Below are 3,295 nucleotides of genomic sequence, written 5' to 3'. Positions count from 1 at the left end.
CCACACCGCAGGCAGTCTCTCCTTCACCATCTTCGCACTGCTGGCCGGAATCAGTTCCGGCGTGAGCGGCACGTTCTTCGTGTCCTCAAAGTCGAAGTTGCCGGGGCTGCGGGAGTATTTGTAGTCCTGGTCCAAATTTCCATCGACGGAGAGCTGGATGCCGACTTCTTCGACGCGTGGCACAGAGAAGTAGAACAGGCCCTGTTTGAGTACGCATGTCTCGCCGGACTTCAATCGCAGCTTGGACTTGGCAAGTTCACGAAACAGCTCGCGCGCGGTGGCTTCAGCGGGGTTCACAAACGTGCGCTGCTCGGCGATCACATCACGAAACTCAGCCTCAGTACGCAGCGCGGTGAAGGCGGCATCGATCTCATCCTTCGCCAGCGGGTAGTGCGTGCAACCCAGCACGATGGTTTGCAGCGGCGCGGTGGGTTTCTCAGCGCGATACGCTTCCGCCAAAGCACGCGCTTCTTTCATCGCATAAGCCGCCACGGAATCAGGAAAGGCGGCGTCGCCCTCAATCGCCCCGGCCAGTGTGGAACTGCCCTGCTGGGCGATGACGGGCACGCTCTGTCCCGCGAGTCCCAAAGTGCTGGCGATCGTGCGCGGATACACCTTGCTCGCGCAGGTGCCCGCAGTGGCGAGGATGCCGATGCCGCCTGTGCTCTTGGATTCCAAAACATCCCGTGCCCCGGCCTCCACCACACCGACGACGATGACGGGAATCTTCCATGCCGCCACGGCCTTGCGAATGTCTTCCAGACCGTAAGCCGTGGCCGTGTTGCAGGCGATCACGATGGCTTTGACCGGCGGCTTGGTGAACTGCGGCTCAGTGCCCTCAGTGGGGTAGGCGCGGCGACCGAGCAGAAAGACGGCGTCCTTCACGATGAGCTCGCGCAGGTAATCGGTGCGGTTCACGGCGGAGTAGTTGCCGTAGGGCATGTTCGCCTGATCGCCGAGGTAGATGAAGCGCTCCTGGGCAAAATCAGGCACGCCATCCGCACCGGGTTGCAGGGTGTCGTTGTGAAAGGCGTCCAGCGTCAGCAGCGCCTCCAGCACGGTCAGTCCGCCGATGCCGGAATCAAACACGCCAATGGGCAGGTGGCGCGTGGCTTCCTCATCGCTCCAGGCACTGGCATCAAAACTGAAGGCCGCTTTGCCATCGGCATGCACCTTGGCATGCTCGATGAGATCAGCAGCAGGCGCTGCGATGGCGAGCAGAAGCAGCGCGGTGAGGATTTTCATAGATAAGCAGACGGCAGAGGGGGCGGTATATAGACAGCAAATAGGCCAGCACAACGCAAAGCCACGCGGGAGCCATTCCGAACGTAGGATGGATGTGGCGACAGCCCATCCGTCTGCCAGCGTGTAGCAAAAACACGCGTGTGCGAGCACGAGCACAGTCCGGTAGCTTGAAAGGAGTGGGACCATCCTGGTCCCACCTCAGGAAAGGAAGGTGCGGCGGAGCTGGAGGGCGTGGCGGAGCGTCGAGGGATCAAGATGATCCCTCTCCTGCCAGAGCGCTGGGCTCACTTGGAAGGAGTGGGACCATCCTGGTCCCACCTTAGGAATGGAAGGTGCGGCGGAGCTGGAGGGCGTGGCGCAGCGTTGAGGGATCAAGATGATCCCTCTCCTGAGGGAGCGCTGGGCTCACTTGGAAGGAGTGGGACCATCCTGGTCCCATCTTCCGAAAGGGGAGACGGCGGAGCTGGCGGAGCCCACCGGCGGGAAAGAGCATCCTCCCAAATGGAATAGCCATCTGGAAGCAGGCCGGCTTTGAGAGGATTGCGACGAATGTAACGAACGCAGCGGACGAAGTGATCCGCGTCGCGAACGAGGCGGTCAAAATAATCCTCCTGCCAAAAGGAGCCGCTGAGATGGAGCCAATCATTCAGTCGATTCGCGGTGTAGCTTTTCCAGCTTGAGAGAATTTTGCCGAGCTGCTCGCCCTCATGAAGCGACATCAGCACATGAACGTGATTCGGCATGATGACCCAGGCATGCAGGTCGTAGCGTTTGGCCTCAAAGTACTGCAAGGCACCGGCGACAATTTCACGGCATGCAGGTTGGCGCAAAACGCAGGAGCCATGTGCGGCATCCAGCCAGTGCTCGATGCGCGCGGTGAACTTCTGTTGGTACTCGCCAGTTTCCTCCGGAGTGTGCGGTTTGGGGTGGGCTTCGAGCCATTCATCGCGTTCTGCTGTCCATTCCTCACGCAGCGCCGCAGGAAGGGAGTCAGCCATGCGGAAGGTGACGAAATAACACCTGCCAGGCTGCTCCCAGTGGGGGAGATGATTGGCGGACTTTTCCACGTCGGTCAGGCGGTTGAGGAACAGCGGAGTGTTCATGGCGAAAAGAACGTGGTTAAGTGACTGAGAAAGGCGCATTGTGGGACCGTCCGCCTAAGGGATCAAGATGATCCCTCTCCTACCGGAGCGCTGGGTGGCATGAAAGGAGTGGGACCATCCTGGTCCCTCACGCTCCGCTCGCGCCCTCCACCCCGCGCTGGCAGGACGCTGTTTGTCTCTTCGCTCACGCAGCCGCATTCGCAGCGTTGAGGGATCAAGATGATCCCTCTCCTGCCGGAGCGCTGGGTGGGCTTGGAAGGAGTGGGACCATCCTGGTCCCATCTTAGGAATGGAGGGTGCGGCGGAGCTTTGAGGGCGTGGCGCAGAGTTGAGGGATCAAGATGATCCCTCTCCTGGCGGGGCCACCGCCGCCAGCCTCAAGCAAACAGCAGCCTGCCAAGCACCACCGCCATCCCCATCCCAACGAGGTCTGCCGTGAGACCCGCTGCCAGCGCATGGCGGATGCGGCGGATGCCGACGCTGCCGAAATAGACCGCGAGCACATAGAAGGTAGTCTCCGTGGAGCCATACATGATCGCGGCGGTGAACTTCAGCTGCTCGCTGATCTCAGGCCGCAGCAGGATGTCATTGAGCACGCCCAGCGAGCCGGAGCCGGTGAGCGGCCGCATCAGCGCCATGGGCAGCAGCTCCACCGGAAAGCCGATGAAGCTCAGCAGGGGCCGCAGCAGGTACTCCAGCAGCAGCAGCATGCCAGAGCTGTTGAACACCGCCAGCGCTGCCAGCATGGCCACGAGAAACGGCATAATGCGCGTGGCCACGGCGAAGCCTTCTTTCGCCCCTTCCACAAACTCCTCATACACCTTCACCCCTCGCGCCAAACCAACCCCGAGAGTGAGTACGAGGACGATGGGAATGGCGAGGCCGGAGCCGCCATTCATGAGCCGCTTCCAGGTGGGTTCTATTTGCACCTCAGCGCTGGCGGCAGC

At 61.3% G+C, this 3,295-nt stretch carries 3 protein-coding genes; all 3 read right to left on the bottom strand.

Going from position 1 to position 3,295, the window contains the following annotated elements:
• A partial coding sequence (locus PSV43_RS14190; protein ID WP_300198401.1) for an aspartate/glutamate racemase family protein occupies window positions 1-1,245 on the bottom strand: 1,245 nt, incomplete at its 3' end.
• A gap of 371 nt (window positions 1,246-1,616) precedes the next feature.
• Window positions 1,617-2,348: a transposase gene (locus PSV43_RS14185; RefSeq protein WP_300198398.1), complete on the bottom strand. Its 732-nt coding sequence runs from the start codon at window positions 2,346-2,348 to the stop codon at window positions 1,617-1,619.
• Between the two features lie 377 nt (window positions 2,349-2,725).
• The gene (locus tag PSV43_RS14180) at window positions 2,726-3,247 is read right to left on the bottom strand and encodes a nucleoside recognition domain-containing protein (protein ID WP_345784667.1); all 522 of its coding nucleotides are present in this window, start codon (window positions 3,245-3,247) and stop codon (window positions 2,726-2,728) included.
• Window positions 3,248-3,295 lie beyond the last annotated feature (48 nt).

Origin of the sequence: Prosthecobacter sp., from assembly GCF_029946185.1 — a bacterium.
In the GTDB taxonomy this organism is placed as follows: Bacteria; Verrucomicrobiota; Verrucomicrobiia; order Verrucomicrobiales; family Verrucomicrobiaceae; genus Prosthecobacter.
This window is presented reverse-complemented; position numbering and strand designations above follow the sequence as displayed.